Genomic DNA, 22,313 nt, shown 5'->3' with positions numbered 1-22,313 from the left:
TTGTATTGTTGTACCTTTCATTTTGGTCAATCTAATGAGGAGCTAAACTAAACGTGGGTCGGAATCATTTTCATTTTAGATGGTGGTGACGAGGAACGAGTCACCATATGAGTTTTCTGTGAAAATCCAGAAATTCCATATTGTTTATCAAGGGTAGAAAAGGTAGAATTTAAAATTGGATTTAGATAAAAAAGTGACTACTGAAAACCTTATGGAGCTGGTAATATGTATAAAGCAATTTTATTCTTATTTTTTATTGTCATTTGTTTGACTGCAGTTATTTTTACAAGCTTAAAAGACAGCTTTTATTCCCTTTTGTAAGAATACTAGGTGGCGCAAACGTTGAGATTAATCCTGATTCGTGAAAAATAGGTATTTTCATTAGTACAAGATTAACTCCTTCAACATAGGCTGTTAATGTAAACAGAATATTTGAAGGGAGAGCATTATATGTATCTTGGAACAAATTTTTTGCCGCCAGTCATTCACCCGACTCAACAAATTGTAAACCACACGTTCTCAACCACGGTGGTGCCACATATTCATCCAGTACACGCAACAACGGTGAATCATCATATGTACCAACATAAGCATTACTGCCCGGAATCAGCTTCATGCTGTGAAGATGTATGCAATCAGCATATTAACTGCTGTAATCCATGTGCTCCAGGCGGAATGCCGGCTGCAAATGTCGTACCCGGCTTTGGAATGGGTGGTCCAGGTTTTGGACCAGGAGGCCCAGGCTTTGGACCAGGAGGCCCAGGCTTTGGACCAGGAGGCCCAGGCTTTGCTCCGGGACCTTTTATGGGGCCTAGACCTTAAGAGTACTGTTAATTGCAAGGGCTTTTTAGCCCTTGTTTTTTTAATTTGTTTTACTATATGATATGCTATGTTTGTAAAAGTGTTTGTCCATTTTTAAAAAATTTTTCAACTGAGGAGAAAGCTCTTGATAAAAGTGCTGTCCATTTCAGGCTATAAACCTTTTGAATTAGGGATTTTTAAGAAAGACCATCCATCGGCATTATTTATTAAGGCTGCTATCAAGAAATCTTTGCTAACTTTGTTAGAAGAAGGACTAGAGTGGGTGCTGATTAGTGGTCAGTTAGGTGTAGAATTATGGGCTGCTGAAGTTGTTTTTGATTTGAAGAAGGACTTTCCTAATGTAAAGCTTGCGGTAATAACCCCTTTTCTAGACCAGGAAGCCCAATGGAATGAAAACAATAAAGAATGGTATCAGTCTGTACTTGCAGCGGCAGATTTCATTGATTCTGTTACGAAAAAGGGATATGAAAAACCTTGGCAATTCCGGTTGAAAAATCAGTTTTTTATTGAAAAAAGTGATGGGCTCTTGCTTCTATATGATCAGGAAAAGGAAGGAAGTCCAAAATATCTTTATGAATTGGCAATGCAATATCAAAAAGATCGTGACTATTCTATAGAGCTTATAACCTTTTATGACTTACAAATGATTGTTGAGGATGAACAGTTAAAACGTACTGATTTTTAGGAATAGTCGAGATGCATTTTCCGCTAAAAAAGCGATTCTAAATTTAAATACACAAGAAAATTGACAAAAGCAATTATTTTTGAAAAAATAATAGGTAATGATTGGCGAATACTGAGGTGATTTTGATGCTTTCTGATAAAGTGAAATTAACAGCTAAGGATGTTTTAGAAAAAGAGTTTAAGACCGGCGTAAGAGGTTATAAACAAGAAGATGTTGATAAATTTTTGGATTTAATTATTAAAGATTATGAAACCTTTCATCAAGAAATTGAGGACCTTCAACAGGAAAACCTCAGGCTACGAAAACAGCTCGAGGATAGCTCAAAAAGGCAGCCGGTGGCACAACCAGCTGGGACAACAAATTTTGATATATTAAAACGTTTATCCAATTTAGAAAAACATGTTTTTGGCAATAAACTATATGATTAACAGATTGTGCTAGTATTTCCTAATAAAAACCATTGAATAAACAGCATAATATACATATAATAATAAAGTATCATTAATGACGTTCGGGTAATCGCTGCAAGGAGCATTTGCAAATTGCAGAGGAAAGTCCATGCTCGCACGAGCTGAGATGCTCGTAGTGTTCGTGCCTAGCGAAATCATAAGCTAGGGCAGTTGGGGCTAGCATCCAGCTGACGGCCGGGAAAATACCTAAGTCCAACGGATATGGTATGAATACCTATAAAAGTGCCACAGTGACGTAGCCTTTCTAGAAATAGAAAGGGTGGAACGGGTAAACCCCACGAGCGAGAAACCCAAATAATGGTAGGGGCACTTTCTCTGAGGAATTGAACGAGGAGAAGGACAGATTCCATATGAATCTGTAGATAGATGATTACCACCTCTGTACGAGACAAATAGTCGCTTGTAGTACGATGGTACAGAACATGGCTTACAGAACGTTATTAATGGGAAAATATGCTGGTTATTTAACGGCTCTCCTAATTTGGGGAGCTTTTTTATTGTAATCTTGTTTGAATAGTGCATTCGTTGACTGCTATTTGTTAATAATGTTAGCGAATATCATAAATCGTTGTTATTGGATAACGATATATACATAACAAAAGTAGAAGTTAAGGGTGAAGAAATGGGAAACTATCAAATAATTGCTACTGCGGCAATGGGTCTAGAAGCCCTAGTTGCAAAAGAAGTACGGTCACTTGGATACGAATGTGAAGTAGAAAATGGGAAGGTTATTTATTCAGGGGATGAATCTGCGATTGCTCGCAGTAACTTATGGCTGCGAACGGCTGACAGAATAAAGATAAAAGTTGGAGAGTTTAAGGCCTATACCTTTGATGAATTGTTTGAGAAAACGAAGGCACTGCCATGGGAAAAATTCCTTCCTGAAGATGCGGAATTTCCTGTGATTGGAAAATCTGTCAAATCAAAATTGTTTAGCGTTTCGGATTGTCAGGCTATTGTCAAAAAAGCTGTTGTTGAACGGATGAAGAAATATTATAAGCGAAACAGTTGGTTTGAGGAAAATGGTGCTTTTTATCGCATTGAAATAGCTTTGTTAAAGGATGTTGCGACTATTACCATTGATGCCAGCGGTCAAGGCCTCCATAAACGCGGATACCGAATCGATCAAGGGGAGGCACCGTTAAAGGAAACCCTGGCTGCTGCTCTTGTGATGTTAACCAATTGGAAGGCTGATAGCCCCTTCATTGATCCTTTCTGTGGTTCAGGTACCATTCCGATTGAGGCAGCAATGATTGGACAAAATATTGCTCCAGGGTTTAATAGAGAATTTGTTTCAGAAGGCTGGAATTGGATTTCGTCGAAAGTTTGGGATGATGCTCGTATGGAAGCAGAAGACTTGGCAAAATACGACCAGCCAATAGACATAACAGGTACAGATATAGACCACAGGATGGTGAAAATCGCTCAAGAGAATGCGATTGAGGCCGGTTTTGCTGACATCCTTCAATTTAAACAAATGCAAGTAAGAGACATTTCTACAAGTAAAGAATATGGGGTTATTGTTGGTAATCCTCCATATGGAGAAAGACTTGGGGAGAAAAAGGCTGTTGAGCAGATGTATAAGGAAATGGGTCAGGCCTTCGGTAAGCTCGAAACATGGTCGATTTATATCCTGACATCAAATGAAGAGTTTGAGCAATTTTACGGAAAGCCGGCAACGAAAAAAAGAAAGCTGTTTAATGGCTTTATCCGGACGGACCTTTATCAATATTGGGGGAAAAAGCCCCCTCGTCAAAATGAAATGATGAAATAGAGGGTTTTTGGGGGGAATAAGATGCAGAATCGGATGCCGTTTATTGTTTCAAAGACTGATTCCTTTTACGATAAATTAGGTGAATGGATCGGCGATTTATTCTATGATATTTTACCGGAAGCCGGTTTCGAACTTAGGGATGAGCAAATTTTTATGGCTTTTCAACTTGAAAAAGCATTTAAGGATAAAAAAGTGATGTTTGCTGAAGCGGGAGTTGGAACTGGGAAAACGATTGTTTATTTACTTTATGCGATTATGTATGCACGGTACATGAATCGGCCTGCCGTTATTGCCTGTGCGGATGAAACATTAATTGAGCAGCTTGTAAAAAAAGAAGGCGATATTGCAAAATTAGAGAAGGTCCTGAGTCTAAATATCGATGTGCGCTTAGCAAAATCGAGGGATCAGTACCTTTGTTTAAAAAAGTTGGACCAGGTAAGGGATAGCGGTTTTTCAGATGAAATCTCTACTATTTATCAGCAGCTACCGGATTTCGTACACACGGCAGGCTCGATGCAGTCGTTTGAAAAATATGGAGATAGAAGGGATTATTCCACTTTATCTGATGATTTATGGGGTCAGGTTAATTGGGATCCCCTTCAGGATTGTTTTTCTTGTGAAAAGCGCCATCGCTGTGGCCTAACTTTACACCGAGATTTTTATCGTCATTCAACAGATTTAATCATCTGTTCCCATGATTTTTATATGGAGCATATTTGGACTAAGGAATCACGAAAGCGAGAAGGTCAGTTGCCATTATTACCAGAACATTCATCCGTTGTTTTTGATGAGGGCCACCTGCTTGAATATGCAGCACAGAAAGCGTTAAGTTACCGCTTTACTGAGTATACCTTAGAGAAATTGCTCACAAGGTTAATGGAAAATGAAGTGCGTGAGAAAACCTTATTCACAGTTGAAGAGGCTCTTTTAGATAGCGAAGCATTTTTTGATACAATTTCACAATTTTCCTCATTGTCACAAGGCTCTGAAAAACAAGTTATTACCAAACATCCATTAGTAATGAAGGCATGCCGAAAGTTACATTCAACCCTTCAAGTATTGGAGGAGGAATTGGTTTTTGAAAGTGAGTTATATGTCATTAATGAGTATGAATTGAAAATTGTTGAGGAGTATTTGGAACAAATCACCTACTCGTTATCGCTTTTCCTGCAAGAATTAAATGGAATCACTTGGTTTGAACAGGACAAGGGAGAGCGGACGTTGGTTATTATGCCAAAAATGGTCGAAGAAGTTATGCGGGAAGAGGTTTTCTCACAGAAAAAACCGTTTATTTTTTCTTCTGCAACGCTCTCAAATCAAAAATCCTTTGACTATATTGCTAATAGTCTTGGTGTAAAGGAATACTTATCATTTTCAGTTGCATCGCCATTTGAATATGATGAAAAAATGGAGGTTCATCTTCCTAGATTCTCTAGTGGTATTTCTGAAAAAATCAATTATCTTGTTAAAATGATTAACAAATCAGAAGGGCGTGCGCTAATTCTTTTAAATAGTAAGGAAGAGTTGGCCGAGATAAAGCAAAGACTTTCGGAAGAAATACACTATCCCATCTACTTTGAAGGGGATGCAGAAATTAGCACGCTCGTTTCGAAATTTCAAAATGAAGAGCATGCAATTCTATGTTCGATTCACCTTTGGGAAGGGCTTGATATCCCAGGTAGATCGCTTGAAAATGTTTTTATTCTTTCGCTGCCTTTTCCTCCTAATGATCCTGTGTTTACGGCAAAAAGGAATGGCACAGACAATCCGTTTCTAGATGTCGACTTACCATACATGCTCCTGCGCCTTCGTCAAGGAGTAGGGAGGCTAATCAGGAGTGAAAAGGACAAAGGAACTGTTCATATTTTAATAAATGAAGAGATCAATCCGGGTGTTTTACAGAAAATAAAAGAGGTTTTGCCAACTCAGGCACTTGAGCATTAATTAAGGATAAAAGAAAAGCGGAAGCAGGCTAATCCCTGTACTTCCGCTTTTTTAATTAACGTCCTAATGCTTTAAGACCCTCTGGGGTCATTTTTTCTGGCGACCAGGCAGGCTCCCAAACGAGATTAACTTCAACTTTTTGAGTTTCTTCCATACCTTCAACACAATAACGAACACCACTGGTAATGCTGTCATGAAGCGGGCAGCCAGGTGTTGTTAATGTCATTGTTATCCTAACATCTGCATCAGCTGAAACTTCTATATGATAAATTAAGCCAAGGTCTACCACATTAATATTTAACTCTGGATCATAGACAGTTTTTAACTCATTAAGGATTTTTTCTTTTAATTTCATCATTAACACCTCACTATTTTTTTAAGACACTTAGGATACTAAGGGCGATAATAATAAATAAGATTGATAAAATAAACTGTCCAGTATTAAAAAGAATAGCAATTTTGAAGATTAATCCACAAAAGACGATTAAAACAGCTGCTATAAACAACGAAAATACAGGAACGACAATCCTTTCATTCATCATCTCTTTTAAGGATGGAACCTTACTTTTCCCAATCTTTTTACTATATTTATAAGTCCACCAAAGGAAAGGAACAATTTTATATAAGTAACTCACAATACTTAGGACAATCCATAGTAATATATAGCTATAAATGAGTGGAGCAGCTAATGTTGAACTAGAGCTAGTCCACAGCAGGATAAAAGCTGCAAAATGAATCGCATTTCCAAACCCAATCGCTACTAAGGCGAACGTAAATGGTTTATCCAGTTTTTTCTTCAACCTTTTTTTAATAACGATCTTAATATGCCAACTAAAAACCGAAAAACCAGCTAAAAGCAAAAAGAAGCCCATTTTCAGAAGAACATGATTATTGGTACTGAAAGAAATCATCGTAATTATCAGTCCAGAGACATACATTCCGTATACATATCTCGCATGGACCATAGGAAAACCATGGGATAAGGAAAACATCGGCACCATCTTATAAGAAAATCCAAAGATTAATAGCGTAAACCATCCAGTTAATCCAAATAAAAGATGGGTTTTAAAAATTACTTGATAGTATTCGATACCAATACCTGTTTTTAAACAATAAATCAGCGTAATCCCCATGAAAATAGTAATAAACAGGCAAACCAATGCTGAACCAACAAAGGCTGTTAAGATAGTTGGTTTTGCTTGCCGTTTTAATGTCATGAACATTTGGAATAAAAACATCAATATGCCTAGTAAGGTAAGTATGCCCGGGATTAATGCCCTTTGCGGTGACCAATAAAGCATTCCTGAAAAGGTCGCAATTCCTGCTGCAGTGATGAGAAATTGGACAAACCCAAATTTCTCATTCCATATATTAGTTAGGAATGCAACAGGTACGAGCTGGTACATTGCTCCCATTGCTGCCATTAGGGCCCAGCCTAAGACTAATAAATGGGCTGAGGACCAGATAGCTGGAATACGAAAGCTTCCGTCTACCATCAAATTTCCTTTGAGCAAAAGTAGAATTTGGGATAGAACCAATGCAATTAGACTAAAAAAGACAAATGAAAAAGGAAGCTTGATATTGGTTTCACTTCCCATATTTTGAGGAAGCATGTCGTTCACCTTCTTATCGGAAGATTTCAATTTTAAAACTTCCATCGTTTTGTGATTCTGTTCGTTGTTTGTAGCCCAGTTCTTCAAGCTGCTCATAAAGAAACATGGGTCTCCTGTCATTAATAATCGTTAAAACCTCATTTTCTCCAAGTGTTTCTAATGCAGCTAAAGTTTTCATCATCGGTTGTGGCGGTTCTAGGCCGCGATTATCCAATATCATTTCATTCACCACCCCTTTACTTCCCTTAGCTTTTCTTTGTGAATGTGACCATCCAATGTTTCTTTTCAATTTTTTCTTCATCATGGGTAAAGCCTTTTGCCTTTAACACGGCGAAAAGTGGGACAGGTTTGAAGGGGACATGAAGGATAAAAATATCATCATTCTTTAGTTCCTTAATAGCCTCCATTATTTTTTGAAAAGGTTCAATTTTATTTTTTAAATCCTCACGTACATCAAGTTCAATAATTCTCGGTTCCATAATATCCACATCTCCTTAAATTTTCGGGGTGAAAATATTGATTATTAATAGAATAGCTCTTGTTGTAATGCCTCACGGTCGATTAAGTAAAACCCTTCTTGGTCCTGTGTAACATATTCTTTCTTCTTAACATGATTGATGGTCCTGCTAACGGTTTCTCTTGAAGTGCCAATCATGTTGGCTAATTCTCGATTAGTGAACTGTGTAGTTAGCTTATACCGTTCACCGACCTCTTCACCATTTGATTTACATAGCCTTATAAGAAGTAAAATAATTTGTTCGTACGTATTATGGAGAACTTGTGCTTCTAATCTCCCCTGCAAATCAACGATTTTTTCTCCTAGAACTTTAAATAGCTTTATGCAAAGTTCTGGATAGGAGATAAGTATATCTTCAAATTTGTCAATCGGGATGACAATCAGAATGGCATCGTCCATAACCTCTGCATGTGCAGGGAAATTCCCTTTCCTGAAAAATCCAGCATGGGGGAACATTTCTCCTTGTTCAAGTACAGAAATAAGTTGTTCTTTGCCAGATTGGTCAGTTTTATATATTTTGATTTTTCCACTATGGATAAAGAAAACACGGTCAAGATGATCATCCTGCATAAAAACATACATCTTATGTTTATAAAACCGTGTTTGAGCAATTTTTACGATAGGATCTAGTTCTGCTGCCGATAATTCTTTGAAGATTGGGACATCAGACAACCTTTTAATAATGTCCTCTTGCTTCATTAACATCACCTTCATATTATTTATTCGATTTATTACATTGTAGCAATGATTTCACACTGGCTATGTGACCTCCGTCATAGCTGACTATTTTTTATGAAAATAATTCTCATATGCAGTGATAAAAATCACTCAGTATAAATGAGGTGCTTCACTTTGTAAGATTGTTACCAAAGTTACAATACAAAATGAAAAGAAACACGAGAGGATGAACACGTATGGAAATACAAAGAGGGACATCAACAAATAAAGTGTTGAAGGCGGATAAAAATGGTCTATTAAAATCTATTTTAATTGCTACCATTTTAATTAGTTTCACTGTCTTGCTTGTTGGTGGCTATTGGATATTTAAGGAACAAGCACCTAGACCATTAGAGGTCACAAATGAAAAAGGTGACGTTCTATTTACAAAAGATTCGATCATGGGTGGTCAGGCTGTTTTTCAAAAGTACGGCTTAATGGATTATGGTACTGTTTTAGGTCACGGTTCTTATATGGGTCCCGACTATACTGCTGAAGCCCTTCAGATTTATACAGAAGGAATGCAAGCTTTTAAAGCAAATGAAAAGTATGGGAAAGACTTTTCCACATTAAATGAAGATGAAAAAACCGTTATAAAAAATAATGTTATTAAGGAAATGCGCAAAAATCGCTATGATAGCGACAAGGATACAATGGAACTAACGAATGCACAAGCTTACGGACTTGAGAAAGTAAGGGTGCATTATAAAGAGATCTTTACAAAAGGTGACGGCTGGGGATTAAAAGCAAACTTAATTAAAGAAGGAGATATGCCAAAAACAGATCGTGCATATGTTGCACAAGGTGACCAAATCACGCAAATTTCTGATTTCTTCTTCTGGACAGCTTGGCTTTCTAGTACCGTTCGTCAAGGTGACAAAATCACGTATACAAATAACTGGCCGTACTTCGAAGATGCCGGAAACCAATTATCATTCTCAGCTATTTGGTGGAGCGGTGCCAGTATAACAATCCTTATCTTAATGATTGGAGTTATTCTGTTCTTCTTCTATCGTTACCAATTCGGCATGCAAGAAGCATATAAAGAAGGTAACTTCCCACGAATTGATTTACACAAAATACCAGTAACGAGCTCTCAGGTGAAAACAGGAAAGTATTTTGTTATAGTAGCTGCCTTGTTCTTCGTCCAATGTATGTTTGGGGCATTACTGGCACATTACTACATTGAGCCTGATAGTTTCTTTGGAATAAAGTGGATTCACGACATTCTTCCATTTAATATTACAAAAGGATATCACTTGCAGCTTGCGATTTTCTGGATTGCTACTGCATGGCTTGGAATGGGGATATACGTAGCTCCGCTTGTTGGTGGTTATGAGCCTAAGAAACAAGGTTTATTAGTCGATATTTTATTCTGGGCATTGGTTGTCCTTGTTGTTGGAAGTATGGTTGGAGAATGGCTTGGAGCAAACGGCTTCTTAGGTAACAATTGGTTCTTATTCGGACACACAGGGTGGGAATATATAGAGCTAGGACGTATTTGGCAGCTGATTCTGATTGTCGGCATGTTTATCTGGCTGTTCATCGTTTATCGAGGGCTTAAGGCAGGTCTTAAGAAAGAAACTGATAAGGGCGGACTTATCCATCTCTTATTCTACTCAGCAATTGCCGTACCTGCCTTCTATGTTTTTGCATTATTTATCAATCCAGGTACAAGCTTTACCTTTGCTGATTACTGGCGCTGGTGGATTATCCACTTATGGGTAGAAGGTATTTTCGAAGTATTTGCGGTGGTTGTTATTGGTTTCTTATTGGTTCAATTAGGTCTAGTAACGAAAAAATCAACAGTAAGACAACTGTATTTCCAATTAATTTTACTTTTAGGCAGCGGTGTTATCGGAATTGGTCACCACTACTACTATAACGGTTCTGCAGAAGTTTGGTTAGGACTTGGAGCTGTATTCTCAGCATTAGAAGTTATTCCCTTAACATTGCTCATTCTAGAAGCATATGAGCAATACAAAATGATGCGTGAGGGAGGCGTAGATTTCCCTTACAAAGGAACCTTCTGGTTCTTGATCTCAGTTGCCATTTGGAACTTGGTTGGCGCAGGTGTCCTTGGATTCTTAATTAATTTACCAGCAGTAAGCTATTTTGAACACGGCCAATTCTTAACACCAGCACATGGCCATGGTTCGATGATGGGTGTCTACGGTATGTTTGCCTGTGCTGTACTTCTTTATTCATTACGAAACATTGTAAAACCAGAAGCATGGAACGATAAATGGCTTAAATTCAGCTGTATCATGTTGAATGTTGGACTTGCAGGAATGGTCTTCTTATCCTTACTTCCTGTCGGTATCATCCAAATCAAGGAGGCTTTCTATCATGGATATGCTGCTTCCCGATCAGCATCGTTCCTACAAAAGCCTCTTGTGGAAACCTTATTAACCTGGCGTGCGGTGCCTGACACCATTTTCCTTATCGGCGTAGTAGTATTATTGTCATTTTGTATTAAAGCAATCTTTAATTTACGTAAGCCGACCCATAAAGAGGGGGAAAAGCTTCCAGTTAAAGACTTAGCACTTGATGAGGAATAGGCACGAAAAAACCGCAAAGCTCAGCTTTGCGGTTTTTCTTCAATTTTGGAAATTTTTTGATAGCATTCAAAACAATAATTCTCTTTTTCTTTGGTAATGACACCATTAAAAAATCCGTCTAGACAAAAGATTTCTTTGTTACAGCTTATGCATAAACCGACTAATTCCTTCATTCCTTGCCCTCCAGGCAGTTTCCAAAAGTATAAAAAAAAACATGTGTTAAGTGTGATACGAAGCACTTAATGGTCGAAGATGTTTTCATATAATAAAAGTGAAGTTAACAAACTAAAAGGAGTGATAATCATGCAAACTTACGCAAAAGTTATTAATGTACCAGATTTTCCCCCACGCGAAAAACATCCAACGATTTTTAACGGTTTTGACGAATTGGCAGCTGGCGAGACGATGATGATAGTGAACGACCACGATCCAAGACCGCTTTTATATCAGTTTATGATGGAACGAACAGAACAATTTTCTTGGGACTACCTAGAAGAAGGTCCTGAAACCTGGAAAGTAGCAATTAGTAAGAAGTAATTCTTATGCAAGAGTGTTTGAATTTTTAGTATACTTAACTCTCTTTAAGCATTTTACATTAATACTTATTTCAAGGTACCATCTACTTATCCCTATCCATTTATTTTACAACAGAAATTCTTTCTGTTGTTTTTTTAATTTCCATTGCTTTCTACTTTTCAGAAAAATATGATAAAATTTGTTTATAAAAAGGGGGTACTAAAATGAATGAAGCGCAAGTAGAGAAGGAGTTTTTGGAGTATGTAAAGAAAATGTCTGCTTATAATGAGGCATTAGGGTTAGTTTATTGGGATCTACGAACAGGAGCTCCAAAGCAGGGGGTAGACCAGAGGTCAGAAGTGATTGGAATGTTATCTTCGGAAGTTTTTAAAATGTCCACTTCTGAAGAGATGGCCGCATACATAGCCAATTTATCTAAACAGGAACTTCCTGAAACCACTAGAAAGATTCTTGAAGAATGCAAAAAAGAATATGACCGGAATAAGAAAATTCCTGCAGAAGAATACAAAGAGTTTGTGATTCTTCAATCAAGGGCAGAAAATGTATGGGAGGAAGCGAAGGAAAAAGCCGATTTTGCACTGTTTAGTCCTTACTTAGAGAAGCTGGTAGCGATGACAAAACAGTTTGTCAGCTATTGGGGGTATGAAGAAAATAAATATAATGTTTTATTAGATATGTATGAACCCGGTATGACCATCGAAGTATTAGATGGGGTTTTTGATAAACTTAAGGATAAAATCATTCCCTTAGTTAAAAAGATTGCTGATTCTGACAATAAGCCTAAAACTGATTTTCTTTTTGAAGCATTTACGAAGGAAAAACAACGAGATTTTAGTTTAGAAATTCTCGCTAAAATGGGTTATAACTTCAATGCAGGAAGATTGGATGAAACCGTCCATCCCTTTGCTATTGGATTAAACCCTGGTGATGTTCGCGTGACAACAAAGTATGATGAAAATGATTTCCGTACCGCAGTTTTCGGAACGATTCATGAAGGTGGTCATGCGTTATATGAACAAAATATTGCAAAAGACTTGATTGGTACGCCGCTATGCACAGGAACTTCAACGGGCATTCACGAATCGCAATCCCTTTTCTATGAAAATATCGTCGGACGAAGCTTGCCATTTTGGAAAAATAATTACGGACTTTTAAAGACTTTTGCAAATGGCCAGTTCGATCAAGTTGACATTATGGATTTCTATCGTGCGATTAATGAATCCAAGCCATCATTCATTAGAATTGAAGCAGATGAATTAACATATCCTCTTCATGTGATTATTCGCTATGAAATTGAAAAGGGTTTATTTAATGACGAGATTGAAGTGGCAGATCTGCCAACAATTTGGAATGATATGTATGAGCAGTACTTAGGAATTCGTCCTGAGAATGACGCTCAAGGTGTTCTCCAGGATGTCCACTGGGCGGGGGGGAGCTTTGGCTATTTTCCGTCGTATGTCTTAGGGTACATGTATGCAGCACAATTTAAGCATAAAATGATTGAAGATATCCCTAATTTTGATCAATTGTTAGTGGAAGGAAATTTACTGCCAATTAAAGAATGGCTGACGAAAAATATCCATCAATATGGAAAAATGAAAAAGCCTCTAGAGCTATTAAAAGATATCACTGGTGAAGGATTAAATGCTAAGTATTTAATAGATTATCTATATGAGAAGTATGGAGAGGTTTATCAGTTAACTTGAAGAAAAATCTGTATTGCTTATTAATCTTCCGAAGTCGTCTCTTAATAAAATTCAAAAAGAAAAGGCTTCAATCGATTAGATTGAGGCCTTTTTCGTACTAATCAGGTTTTCTTTCGTCCTTTTACCATTTATTCCAGGTCTGGAATCCTTTGGAACCTGGAGGTGCATTTTGAATGATATCGATAAACGGTATCGTATAAGCGAAAAGAATAAGGGCTGCCGTAATACCAAGCCATAATTTCCAGTTTTCAAACACCATTGGTGCCTTTTCTGCATTGTCTTCTGCTTCTGCCACTGGGAATTCTTCTTCTCCTTTTGGAGCAAAGAAAGCAAGATTAACAAAGATGATCAGTACTAGAATAATGCCTAGGAATAAAATGGAACCGCCAACTGCTTGGGCAACTTGATAAGGAATCCATTCCGCCGCTTGCTTTGCACCTCCATAAGTGGAGAAAGCAGAACGTCTTGGGCCGCCAAGCAGACCTTCGAAATGCATCGCACCGGACATAAAAGTCATACCAATGAACCACACCCAAGCTTGAATAATCGCTAATTTATTCATTGCCTTTGTTAATTTTCGCCCAGTTAAATGGGGAATCAGCCAATAAGAAATTCCGAAAAATGTTAACACAACAGATGTTGCTAATGTTAAATGAAAGTGTCCAGTTATCCAAATAGTGTTATGAACGACCTGATCCATTTGGTTGGAAGCATTGATAATACCACCTGCACCCGCAGGGATAAAAGCCGCCATTCCGATAAATGGAACGGTAAAACGTGCATCATTCCAAGGAAGCACTCTAAACCAGCCAAACAGGCCTGTTGCTCCTTTACTGCGGCCATATCTCTCAAAAGTTGCAAATAAAGAGAATGCAGTCATTAATGATGGAATAACAACCATGAAAGTTAGGATAACCTGTAAAAACTTCCAAGCGGGATCAATTCCTGGCTCCGTTAATTGGTGGTGGAAACCAACTGGGATAGAGAAGAGCAGGAATAAAATAAACGATAAACGTGCTAACGAATCTGAGAAAATTTTGCCGCCAATAATTTTTGGAATAATGGCATACCAGCACATGTAAGCTGGTAATAACCAGAAGTAAACTAATGGATGTCCAAAATACCAGAACAATGTTCGGCTGACAAGAACATCTACAGTGTCAACTAATCCTAGAGACCAAGGAAGTAATTGGAAAAGGACAGTTGCAGCTACACCCAGTGTCGCGACAATCCACATTACCGTATTTATTACCGCCATAAAGCTTAATAATGGACTTGGTTGACCTGGATTGTTCTTACGCCATTTTGCATAGGTCATAATCTGAGCAGCACCATCAATCCAACTGCCGACCACGACAAAAGTTAATCCTAAATAAAAAATCCAATGTGCTTTAAGTGGTGCATAAAACGTATAAAGAACAGATGCTTCCTTAAGTAAAATCATGGTCGCGGCCATTAAGGTTCCAATTAACATGATCCAAAAACCAATCCAGCCCAAGCGTCTTGCAGCGTTTGAATGGCCCCCAGTTGTTCTGCTCACAGCAGCATATTGAAATCCCATTATAAAGAAGGTTGTTAATACAAGTCCTAATAATACACCATGAACGGTCAAGACTTGATAATAATCAATTCCCCATGGAAGTTCCCATTTACCAGAGCGAACAAGTGTTTGTAAGAGTCCCATTAATCCGCCTAGAGCAAGAGCCGAAAAGGCAACAAAAAAGTGTGCCATTGAAAGCTTTGCATCACGCGGGTCAACCTTTACTTTTGCAACTGTTTCGTTAGCCATTATTTTACCACCTCAATCATTGAACTCATTAAATGGTGTCCAGCACCACAGTACTCATTACAAACAATTAAATATTCACCAGCTTTGTCAAATGTGGTTGTATATTCGCTTACATAGCCAGGTTCAAGCATCATATTAATATTAGTACCAGCAACATTGAAGCCGTGAATAACGTCTTTCGTTGTGGCAATAACTTTCACCTTTGCACCTAGAGGTACCTCTACTTTTCCAGGATTATATGAAAAGGCTGATGCGACAAAGACTAATTCGTAGTCCCAAGCTTTTCCTTCAACCTTATTAAGGCCAGGCTTATCAAATGGTTTTTGTTGATCGACCTTTTCAGGATCAATAGTCGTTAAACAGCTTGGTGGCTTGTTACCAAGATAAAATGCGCTTACTCCAATTACTGTTAAGAAAACCACGAGTGCGCTGATTCCAAAAATAAGCCAAATTTTTTCTAATTTATGCATATGCATAAATTTCTCCCCCCCTCTATCATTAAAAACGTTCTAAGAAAAGATAGTAGACACCTACCCAAGTGACAATAATAAATGCTCCCACAAAGAAAACGGACGCTAATGTCCCTTTAAGGGAGGATTTGTCTTCGATTACTGTTTTTTGTTTAGTTTTTAATTCCGCTTTCGCCATCCCCCTACACTCCCTTCGGAAAATTGAAAATTAATTAAATAAGTTCTCTTTCATAATACAAAACAATTGTGAAAGTAAAACACTAAATTTGTTAGTTCACAAATTGTTCATTTCTTAGATATTTACTATGTTAGTGTTAAAAACCTGATATAACAGTGATTAATATCACAATTCTCCGAGAACAAATGTGAAAAAAATGTGAATAATATATGAACAATCACACCTTACCTGTGATAAAAGTAATTGATAAATATTTCACATACTTTTAATTCCGGTTTTTTGACAGGGAGTCACACTTTGAAGTATTTAAAATATGATATAGAAAACCTGCCGATTGGAGAGCCTCTATGGGCGAAGACAGAGGTGTCGTAACACTTATGACTGAAAGGAAGTTATACTTTCCTATCGGCTAAAAATAATGCCATATTTTCTTTCAGAAAAGAGTGTGTTTTTGTGGAGAAGTATTATTGTGAAAAATGTCGACTCTTATACAATGAAGCCGCAATTTGCAAAATTTGCGGTATAGTAGCAGGAAATAAAATAAAAATCGAAGTTCAAACACAACCAGTAAAATAATGAATCTTAAAAAAGCACTGCTCCTAAGGTGCTTTTATGTTCATGGACAGACCCTTTTCATTGACGAAGGTATGACCATACAAGGTTTTTGATAAGAAAATTGGAAATGATTGCGTAATGAAGGAAGTCCAAATCCGCGTTATAATTTAAGTGCACAACAACAACCTTCAAAACGTTTGCTTCCCTAATCGGGAAGTTTTTTTTTGCCTAAGGATTCTCTGAATAATTTTCGGTTAATTGGTAAAAATACCCTTACAAGTGGTAAAGGAGTATGATGATGCCTACGATTATGTCAATTGCAGAGGTTATTCCTCCTCATGAAATTAACCAAGACCAAGCGTCGGAATTTGCAAGAGAGCTTTTTGCCGATTCATTTAAAGATATAGAGAGATTAATGAAAGCCTTCCAAAATGGACAAATTAAGAAGCGACATTTTGTCAAAGATATTGAGTGGTTCCATCATAATCATTCATTTGCAGAAAAGAATGATGCCTATATCGATTCTGCTGTCAGGCTAGGGAAAGAAGCAGTTGAGAAGTGCTTACATAATGACAACTTTCTAAAAAAGAAGATTCCTTATGATGATATTGACGCGATTTTTTTTATTTCAACAACCGGTTTTGCGACACCGAGTATTGAAGCGAGAATCATGAATCAATTACCATTTAATCCGCATACGAAACGGGTGCCGATTTGGGGACTCGGCTGCGCTGGGGGGGCTGTCGGTTTATCAAGAGCATTTGAATATTGCATAGCATTCCCAAATGCCAAAGTTCTGGTTCTATCTGTTGAACTTTGCAGTTTAACATTCCAGCGCAATGATCTGTCAAAAAGTAATTTAATTGGAACGACTCTTTTTGCCGATGGAGTTGCCTGTGTGTTGGTTTGCGGTGATTCCGCCGTTATGAGTGATTTCAAGAAAATGGAAACGATACCTTCCATTCATGCAACCCAATCGACACTTATGCCTAATTCTTTAGATGTGATGGGCTGGGATATGAAAGATACAGGATTGAATGTTGTTTTTTCACGGGATATCCCACGAATTATTGAAAACTGGTTAAAGCCAAATGTAACTGGATTTTTAAAGCAATACAACGTTGGATTGGAGGAAATTGACTGTTTTATTGCCCACCCTGGGGGTAAAAAAGTATTGGATGCATATGTTACGTCTCTAGGTATTCCTTCATCGATGATTGATGTTGCTCTTGAAGTATTAAAAGAATTCGGAAATATGTCATCAGCAACTATTTTTTATGTGTTAAAGCGCTACATGGAAATGAATATTCCAACCGGGTCTTTAGGGCTTTGTACTGCCCTTGGTCCAGGCTTTAGTTCTGAATTACTACTTTTGAGGTGGCAATGAATGATTGATTTTCTTCCGTTCATTTTTATATTTGCATTTATCATCCTTCAGCGAGTGATTGAACTTTTTGTTGCGAAAAGAAATGAGAATTGGATGAAGCAGCAAGGAGCTATTGAATTTGGAACACAGCATTATCAATATATGGTGTTAATGCACCTGCTGTTTTTTGTCAGTTTTTTCATTGAAAAGACCCTTTTTAATCGAGGATTATCTCCCATATGGCCTTTGGTATTATTCATTTTTGTTTGTACTCAACTAATGAGAATTTGGGTGATTACCTCACTTGGAAGGTATTGGAACATAAAAATTATTGTTAGGCCTAATGCCGATATTATCAAAAAAGGGCCATACCGTTTTATTAAGCATCCTAATTATTTTGTTGTTTCTATTGAAATAATCGTTATTCCAATGTTCTTTACCGCTTATTTTACGGCTTTTTTGTTTACTGTATTAAATGTGATTATGCTTGCAGTTCGAATTCCTGAAGAGGAAAAAGCCCTTAGGAATTTAACAGAGTATGAAGGTAAGTTTCAGGACAGTAATCGCTTTTTTCCGAAGTTTGTTAAATAAATGTGACAGTTCCTCTCGTGGTATTGAAAATGATTATCAGCTGTGCTAAAATTTTGTTAACGATGAAAATCATTCTCACTATAAGTCTAAAAAGGAAGGTGTTACATATGACTTATGCTTTTGTCGGCGGCACCATAATTGTTTATGCATTTGTCATGAAGCACGTTTTAAAAAATGTTACCCAACAATGAATAGCTTATTTAATTGGCCAAGGATCCTCACCTTGGCCTTTTTGTTGTTTATAATTGTTTTTGGTAAAAGGGATGTCAAGATAGGAAAAGTTTGAATTATCGTATAAAATAAAAAATATTACTATGTTATTAAGGGGAATAATTAAAAATGGTACAAACAGACAATCAGAAAGAAACCATTCAAACTCTAAAACGTAAAATCGTTTCGATATATGAATATTTAATCGAGCATCATGATACCGAGCAGGCCGGAAAAGTAAAACAGTTGGCAACAAAGTTAGAGAATAGGGAATTTCTAATTGCCTTCTGCGGACATTTTTCAGCAGGAAAATCGACAATGATTAATCAAGTGGTCGGTGAGAATTTACTGCCATCAAGCCCGATACCGACAAGTGCAAACTTGGTGAGAGTAAAATCCGGTGAGGATTATGCTAAGGTATTTTTTAAACATGAAACACCTAGACTTTATTTAGCACCTTATGATTATGAATTAGTAAAAAATTATTGCAAAGACGGGGACAAAATTGAAGAATTGGAGATAAGCCATAGCGATTCTCGTTTACCGTTGAATACGGTCATTATGGATACACCAGGTATTGATTCTGCCGATGATGCCCACCGGGTCGCAACGGAATCGGCCATCCATCTGGCTGATTTAATCTTTTATGTAATGGATTATAACCACGTTCAAGCTGAATTGAACTTTTTATTTACAAAAGAATTGTCTGAGGCTGGGAAAGAGGTTTATTTGGTTATCAATCAAATCGACAAACATAAAGAGGAGGAATTAAGTTTTTCTGACTTTAAAAACAGTGTTGTCGATTCCTTTGCTTCATGGGGTGTAAAGCCGGCCAGGATTTTTTATACTTCATTAAAGCATAAAGACCACCCCTTCAATGAATTTAGTGACCTTCAAAGATTTATTGCGGAAAAATTGACTACCAAAGACCAAATGTTAATTCCGTCCATTTATCATTCATTAAGAAAAATTGCCCAAGACCATATTAACGAGGAAAATAAGGCGGAACAAGAAAATCTCACCCCGATTCTTGAAATCCTAAATGAATTATCAGAGCAAGAAAAACAAGAATTATCAACAGCTTATCAAAAAATTAGTTCTGATCTTAAGATGATAAAAGATGGTTCAGGAGAAAAAGAAAACGAGTTTGAGAAGAAAATAGCCCAAATCATGAAAAATGCATATTTGATGCCTTTTCGAACAAGGGAATTAGCTGAAGGCTATTTGGAAAGCTGTCAGCCTGAGTTTAGAGTAGGCTTCCTGTTCTCCAAGCAAAAAACCTTGGAGGAGAAGAATAAGCGACTAGACAGTTTTTATCAAGATCTTCTTGAAAACATAAAATCACAGCTTGAGTGGCATTTACGTGAATTTTTACTTTTAAACTTAAAAGAAACGGAACTTCATCAAGTCGAACTTCAGAGCTTAGCCCAATCCTTTTCCATCCAAGTCCCCCCCGATTTATTAACGACTACGGTGAAGTCAGGTGCACGTGTTACCGGAGACTATGTTCTCCATTACACAGAAGATGTGGCCCATGAAATAAAAAGAATTGCGAGAAATCAACTTTCTGAATTTAAAGAGAGCTTTTTAGCCGCCTTAAATGACCAGGCTTTAAAGGTAAAGGAGCAGTATGAAAAGGAAATTAGCAAAATGGGGAGATATCTAAATGCAATATCAGCAATAAAAAAGCAGGAACAAACTATATTTTTAAGAGAAAAGACCATAGATGACCTGCTTATGCAATCAGAAAGTCTCGAGGAAGATGTGTATCAGCTTTTTGCACAAGAGGAAGAGGAATATGAAGTAATTCATTCTCAAGAAGCCACTGGCACATTAAAAAGAGAAACAGACATCTTAGATAAAACAATTGAAGCAGAAATCAATCTTGAAAATTCGAAAAGTGACACCCAACAAGCAGAGAATAACTTGAAATTCACAACCGAGAAACTCCATCATGCTTCAATGCTAGTTAAAGAACTGCCGGGTTTTCAAAAGCTTGCAAAAGAATTAACAGATAAAGCAGAGAGATTGGAAAACAAGGGCTTTACAGTAGCGTTATTTGGTGCATTTAGCGCAGGGAAATCATCATTTGCCAATGCTCTTATGGGAGAAAAGGTGTTACCTGTATCGCCTAATCCGACTACTGCTGCCATTAATAAAATCAAGCCGATTTCTGCAAAACATCCGCATGGAACTGTTCTAGTCAAGTTTAAGGATCCAGACATCATGATCGAGGATGTAAATCGTTCACTAAAGGTTTTTGATTTACACGCTAGAGATTTCGCGGAGGCTTCAAACATAATCGATCAGATTATGCTCGAGAAGGGGCAGGAAGGTGTATTGGAAAAAACACATTTTGCCTTTTTACAAGCATTTAAAAAAGGCTCCAACTCCTATCGTCAATTGCTCGGAACCGTCAAGGAAACAGATGTAACCGAATTTCACGAGTTTGTCGCGAAGGAAGAAAAATCTTGCTATGTAGAATGGATTGAACTTTATTATGATTGTGAGTTAACACGAAAAGGAATCACACTAGTTGATACGCCGGGAGCGGATTCCATTAACGCTCGTCATACAGGAGTTGCCTTCGATTACATTAAAAATTCAGATGCCATATTGTTTGTCACGTATTACAATCATGCCTTTTCCAAAGCTGACAGAGAGTTTTTGATTCAGCTGGGTCGTGTGAAGGAATCCTTTGAGATGGATAAAATGTTCTTCCTTATTAATGCGATTGATCTTGCTGAAAATGAAGTTGAGAAGGAAACAGTGGTTGAATATGTCGAGGAGCAGCTGCTAAAATATGGAATAAGAAATCCACACCTTTATTCGTTATCAAGCATGCTTGCTTTAAATGAAAAGACGACTCCATCACTTCATGCAAGTTCAGGTATGAACCTTTTTGAGAAGGCTTTTTATCAGTTTATTTCCAATGACTTAACGGAAATGACCATTTCCACTGCAGAAAAGGAATTGACGCGTGTTCAGGAATTAGTAGCCAAACTTCTTCAAAGCTCTAGCGAAGATAAGGTCGTTAAAGAGCAAAAACGAGCGGAAATTGAAAAGCAAAAGGCACAAATGTATCAGTTATTTGTAGAGCAAACCGCTGCAACTATTCATGACCGTATGAACCAGGAGGCAGAAGAATTAATTTATTATATTAACCAAAGAGTATTTTTACGTTTTGGTGATTTCTTTAAAGAGACATTTAACCCTTCCACACTCAGGGACGACGGGCGCAATTTGAAAAAGGCATTGAAATCCGCGCTTGAAGAATTTCTAGAGAGTTTAGGCTATGATTTCACGCAGGAAATGAGGGCAACAACGCTAAGATTAGAACGGTTTGCTGAAAAACTCATTGTTGATTATCAATCAGGGCTATTTCAACATCTTTATAAAATCAACGGAGACCTTTCATTTTCTGTGTTTGAAAAAAGTAAGGGTGAAGAAATTGATTTTCCAATTGCCTTTAAGGATGTTAATCAGCAGCTGTTCATGAAAGCAATGTCTTATTTTAAAAATCCAAAGTCCTTTTTTGAAAAAAATGAAAAAAAATCCATGAGCGATGAACTTTCTAACGTCTTACAATCACTTGCTGACGACTATTTGCAGCATGAATCTGGCCGTTTGAATCGTCATTATACAAAAGAATTAACAATCGAATTCAACCGTCTAATAAGACAAATGAAAGATCAGGCAGATGATTTTTATTTAAGCCTGCTTTCGGCCTTAGATGGTGGAGTTTCGACCGAACTTTTGACCGAGATACAACAAAAGCTTTCATTGAAATTATCCGAATAAGTGAGGG

At 37.3% G+C, this 22,313-nt stretch carries 20 protein-coding genes and 1 other RNA gene; 12 read left to right on the top strand and 9 right to left on the bottom strand.

The window, feature by feature from the left end; genetic code table 11:
- Positions 1-450 precede the first annotated feature (450 nt).
- The 6 genes from M5A78_RS13885 to M5A78_RS13860 all read left to right on the top strand — a co-directional run bounded on the left by M5A78_RS13885 (position 451) and on the right by M5A78_RS13860 (position 5,695).
- Entirely contained in the window at positions 451-822 is a 372-nt protein-coding gene (locus tag M5A78_RS13885) for a CotD family spore coat protein (RefSeq protein WP_248735867.1), read from the top strand.
- A gap of 127 nt (positions 823-949) precedes the next feature.
- Positions 950-1,507, top strand: a complete 558-nt coding sequence (locus M5A78_RS13880; protein ID WP_312473013.1) for a DUF1273 domain-containing protein — start codon at positions 950-952, stop codon at positions 1,505-1,507.
- A gap of 125 nt (positions 1,508-1,632) precedes the next feature.
- Positions 1,633-1,935, top strand: a complete 303-nt coding sequence (gpsB, locus tag M5A78_RS13875; RefSeq protein WP_248735865.1) for a cell division regulator GpsB — start codon at positions 1,633-1,635, stop codon at positions 1,933-1,935.
- 79 nt (positions 1,936-2,014) lie between these two features.
- An RNA gene (rnpB, locus tag M5A78_RS13870) (RNase P RNA component class B) lies at positions 2,015-2,412 on the top strand.
- 187 nt (positions 2,413-2,599) lie between these two features.
- Positions 2,600-3,751, top strand: a complete 1,152-nt coding sequence (locus M5A78_RS13865) for a THUMP domain-containing class I SAM-dependent RNA methyltransferase (protein ID WP_248735864.1) — start codon at positions 2,600-2,602, stop codon at positions 3,749-3,751.
- Positions 3,752-3,772: 21 nt separating this feature from the next.
- Positions 3,773-5,695 carry an ATP-dependent DNA helicase gene (locus M5A78_RS13860; protein ID WP_248735863.1) on the top strand — a complete coding sequence of 641 codons (1,923 nt, stop codon included), beginning with the start codon at positions 3,773-3,775 and terminating at the stop codon, positions 5,693-5,695.
- Positions 5,696-5,750: 55 nt separating this feature from the next.
- On the opposite strand, the gene M5A78_RS13855 is transcribed toward M5A78_RS13860, so the two are convergent.
- Genes M5A78_RS13855 through M5A78_RS13835 form a run of 5 tightly spaced genes read right to left on the bottom strand, consistent with a single transcriptional unit; the run spans position 5,751 to position 8,524 of the window.
- Positions 5,751-6,050: a metal-sulfur cluster assembly factor gene (locus M5A78_RS13855; RefSeq protein ID WP_248735874.1), complete on the bottom strand. Its 300-nt coding sequence runs from the start codon at positions 6,048-6,050 to the stop codon at positions 5,751-5,753.
- 13 nt (positions 6,051-6,063) lie between these two features.
- Positions 6,064-7,308, bottom strand: coding sequence for a hypothetical protein (locus tag M5A78_RS13850; protein WP_248735862.1), 1,245 nt, complete (start codon positions 7,306-7,308; stop codon positions 6,064-6,066).
- A 13-nt stretch (positions 7,309-7,321) separates the two neighbouring features.
- Positions 7,322-7,528, bottom strand: a complete 207-nt coding sequence (locus M5A78_RS13845) for a DUF2249 domain-containing protein (RefSeq protein WP_248735861.1) — start codon at positions 7,526-7,528, stop codon at positions 7,322-7,324.
- A gap of 25 nt (positions 7,529-7,553) precedes the next feature.
- Entirely contained in the window at positions 7,554-7,787 is a 234-nt protein-coding gene (locus M5A78_RS13840; protein ID WP_248735860.1) for a DUF2249 domain-containing protein, read from the bottom strand.
- Positions 7,788-7,831: 44 nt separating this feature from the next.
- Positions 7,832-8,524: a Crp/Fnr family transcriptional regulator gene (locus M5A78_RS13835; protein ID WP_248735859.1), complete on the bottom strand. Its 693-nt coding sequence runs from the start codon at positions 8,522-8,524 to the stop codon at positions 7,832-7,834.
- Between the two features lie 215 nt (positions 8,525-8,739).
- Between M5A78_RS13835 and M5A78_RS13830 the strand changes: the two genes are divergently transcribed.
- A complete protein-coding gene (locus M5A78_RS13830) occupies positions 8,740-11,103 on the top strand; it encodes a nitric-oxide reductase large subunit (protein WP_248735858.1) in 2,364 nt (787 codons plus the stop codon).
- 20 nt (positions 11,104-11,123) lie between these two features.
- Here M5A78_RS13830 and M5A78_RS13825 read toward each other — a convergent pair whose 3' ends face one another.
- Positions 11,124-11,276 carry a hypothetical protein gene (locus M5A78_RS13825; protein WP_248735857.1) on the bottom strand — a complete coding sequence of 51 codons (153 nt, stop codon included), beginning with the start codon at positions 11,274-11,276 and terminating at the stop codon, positions 11,124-11,126.
- A 130-nt stretch (positions 11,277-11,406) separates the two neighbouring features.
- Between M5A78_RS13825 and M5A78_RS13820 the strand changes: the two genes are divergently transcribed.
- Positions 11,407-11,640 (top strand): DUF2249 domain-containing protein, encoded by a 234-nt coding sequence (locus tag M5A78_RS13820; RefSeq protein WP_248735856.1) that lies wholly within the window; start codon positions 11,407-11,409, stop codon positions 11,638-11,640.
- A 203-nt stretch (positions 11,641-11,843) separates the two neighbouring features.
- A complete protein-coding gene (locus M5A78_RS13815) occupies positions 11,844-13,346 on the top strand; it encodes a carboxypeptidase M32 (RefSeq protein ID WP_248735855.1) in 1,503 nt (500 codons plus the stop codon).
- A 121-nt stretch (positions 13,347-13,467) separates the two neighbouring features.
- On the opposite strand, the gene M5A78_RS13810 is transcribed toward M5A78_RS13815, so the two are convergent.
- The 3 genes from M5A78_RS13810 to M5A78_RS13800 are packed head-to-tail and all read right to left on the bottom strand — an operon-like array spanning position 13,468 to position 15,783.
- On the bottom strand, positions 13,468-15,135 hold the full coding sequence (locus tag M5A78_RS13810; RefSeq protein WP_248735854.1) for a b(o/a)3-type cytochrome-c oxidase subunit 1: 1,668 nt from the start codon (positions 15,133-15,135) through the stop codon (positions 13,468-13,470).
- Entirely contained in the window at positions 15,135-15,611 is a 477-nt protein-coding gene (locus M5A78_RS13805; RefSeq protein ID WP_248735853.1) for a cytochrome c oxidase subunit II, read from the bottom strand. Before M5A78_RS13805 ends, M5A78_RS13810 begins: the two co-directional genes overlap by 1 nt.
- A 22-nt stretch (positions 15,612-15,633) precedes the next feature.
- Complete coding sequence (locus M5A78_RS13800; RefSeq protein WP_248735852.1) at positions 15,634-15,783, bottom strand: cytochrome c oxidase subunit 2A; 150 nt, start codon at positions 15,781-15,783, stop codon at positions 15,634-15,636.
- An 853-nt stretch (positions 15,784-16,636) separates the two neighbouring features.
- Between M5A78_RS13800 and M5A78_RS13795 the strand changes: the two genes are divergently transcribed.
- The 3 genes from M5A78_RS13795 to M5A78_RS13785 all read left to right on the top strand — a co-directional run bounded on the left by M5A78_RS13795 (position 16,637) and on the right by M5A78_RS13785 (position 22,306).
- Entirely contained in the window at positions 16,637-17,725 is a 1,089-nt protein-coding gene (locus tag M5A78_RS13795) for a type III polyketide synthase (RefSeq protein ID WP_248735873.1), read from the top strand.
- Positions 17,726-18,295, top strand: a complete 570-nt coding sequence (locus tag M5A78_RS13790; protein WP_248735851.1) for an isoprenylcysteine carboxyl methyltransferase family protein — start codon at positions 17,726-17,728, stop codon at positions 18,293-18,295.
- A 339-nt stretch (positions 18,296-18,634) separates the two neighbouring features.
- Positions 18,635-22,306 (top strand): dynamin family protein, encoded by a 3,672-nt coding sequence (locus tag M5A78_RS13785; protein ID WP_248735850.1) that lies wholly within the window; start codon positions 18,635-18,637, stop codon positions 22,304-22,306.
- Positions 22,307-22,313 lie beyond the last annotated feature (7 nt).

The sequence above is a fragment of the Neobacillus rhizosphaerae genome (assembly GCF_937468385.1).
Lineage (GTDB): Bacteria > Bacillota > Bacilli > Bacillales > Cytobacillaceae > Neobacillus > Neobacillus rhizosphaerae.
The sequence above is the reverse complement of the archived record's forward strand: the minus strand, read 5'-3'. Positions and strand labels throughout refer to the sequence as shown.

What these genes read in the sequence shown, in the direction of transcription:
- M5A78_RS13885 (WP_248735867.1), top strand. Translation starts at nt 451, where the DNA reads ATGTATCTTGGAACAAATTTTTTGCCGCCAGTCATTCACCCGACTCAA.
- gpsB (WP_248735865.1), top strand. Translation starts at nt 1,633, where the DNA reads ATGCTTTCTGATAAAGTGAAATTAACAGCTAAGGATGTTTTAGAAAAA.
- M5A78_RS13865 (WP_248735864.1), top strand. Translation starts at nt 2,600, where the DNA reads ATGGGAAACTATCAAATAATTGCTACTGCGGCAATGGGTCTAGAAGCC.
- M5A78_RS13860 (WP_248735863.1), top strand. Translation starts at nt 3,773, where the DNA reads ATGCAGAATCGGATGCCGTTTATTGTTTCAAAGACTGATTCCTTTTAC.
- M5A78_RS13855 (WP_248735874.1), bottom strand. Translation starts at nt 6,050, where the DNA reads ATGAAATTAAAAGAAAAAATCCTTAATGAGTTAAAAACTGTCTATGAT.
- M5A78_RS13850 (WP_248735862.1), bottom strand. Translation starts at nt 7,308, where the DNA reads ATGCTTCCTCAAAATATGGGAAGTGAAACCAATATCAAGCTTCCTTTT.
- M5A78_RS13845 (WP_248735861.1), bottom strand. Translation starts at nt 7,528, where the DNA reads ATGATATTGGATAATCGCGGCCTAGAACCGCCACAACCGATGATGAAA.
- M5A78_RS13840 (WP_248735860.1), bottom strand. Translation starts at nt 7,787, where the DNA reads ATGGAACCGAGAATTATTGAACTTGATGTACGTGAGGATTTAAAAAAT.
- M5A78_RS13835 (WP_248735859.1), bottom strand. Translation starts at nt 8,524, where the DNA reads ATGAAGCAAGAGGACATTATTAAAAGGTTGTCTGATGTCCCAATCTTC.
- M5A78_RS13830 (WP_248735858.1), top strand. Translation starts at nt 8,740, where the DNA reads ATGGAAATACAAAGAGGGACATCAACAAATAAAGTGTTGAAGGCGGAT.
- M5A78_RS13825 (WP_248735857.1), bottom strand. Translation starts at nt 11,276, where the DNA reads ATGAAGGAATTAGTCGGTTTATGCATAAGCTGTAACAAAGAAATCTTT.
- M5A78_RS13820 (WP_248735856.1), top strand. Translation starts at nt 11,407, where the DNA reads ATGCAAACTTACGCAAAAGTTATTAATGTACCAGATTTTCCCCCACGC.
- M5A78_RS13815 (WP_248735855.1), top strand. Translation starts at nt 11,844, where the DNA reads ATGAATGAAGCGCAAGTAGAGAAGGAGTTTTTGGAGTATGTAAAGAAA.
- M5A78_RS13810 (WP_248735854.1), bottom strand. Translation starts at nt 15,135, where the DNA reads ATGGCTAACGAAACAGTTGCAAAAGTAAAGGTTGACCCGCGTGATGCA.
- M5A78_RS13805 (WP_248735853.1), bottom strand. Translation starts at nt 15,611, where the DNA reads ATGCATATGCATAAATTAGAAAAAATTTGGCTTATTTTTGGAATCAGC.
- M5A78_RS13800 (WP_248735852.1), bottom strand. Translation starts at nt 15,783, where the DNA reads ATGGCGAAAGCGGAATTAAAAACTAAACAAAAAACAGTAATCGAAGAC.
- M5A78_RS13795 (WP_248735873.1), top strand. Translation starts at nt 16,637, where the DNA reads ATGCCTACGATTATGTCAATTGCAGAGGTTATTCCTCCTCATGAAATT.
- M5A78_RS13790 (WP_248735851.1), top strand. Translation starts at nt 17,726, where the DNA reads ATGATTGATTTTCTTCCGTTCATTTTTATATTTGCATTTATCATCCTT.
- M5A78_RS13785 (WP_248735850.1), top strand. Translation starts at nt 18,635, where the DNA reads ATGGTACAAACAGACAATCAGAAAGAAACCATTCAAACTCTAAAACGT.